Annotated in this window: 2 pseudogenes; one reads left to right on the forward strand and one right to left on the reverse strand. The window is 34.7% G+C overall.

Features of this window, described 5'->3' with window-relative positions:
• A pseudogene (locus tag IDG65_RS14985) lies at nt 1-154 on the forward strand (sodium:solute symporter family protein); the annotation flags it as partial.
• Here the strand turns inward: IDG65_RS14985 and IDG65_RS14990 are convergent.
• Nucleotides 118-245: pseudogene (locus IDG65_RS14990) on the reverse strand (hypothetical protein); the annotation flags it as partial. The pseudogenes IDG65_RS14985 and IDG65_RS14990 sit on opposite strands and share 37 nt — an antisense overlap.

The raw sequence follows: 245 nt of genomic DNA on the forward strand, positions 1-245 counted from the left end.
TCCAATTATTTTCCTAGGAAATATTTTCAACAACTTGTATCAATACACAGCGAGTCAAGACGTCGTGCAGCGTTATCAAGCTTCTGATAGTTTAAAAGAAACAAATAAATCGTTATGGACAAATGGTGGCATCTCAGTCAAAATGAAATATGGCACTACAGATGATGTATTGAAGCCTTTTGGTAAAACAGCTTCATGTGTATAAAATGAATACAGCATTGTACCCATACCATAAAATAAGGGTG

Origin of the sequence: Staphylococcus sp. EG-SA-17, from assembly GCF_017151845.1 — a bacterium.
GTDB lineage: Bacteria > Bacillota > Bacilli > Staphylococcales > Staphylococcaceae > Staphylococcus > Staphylococcus aureus.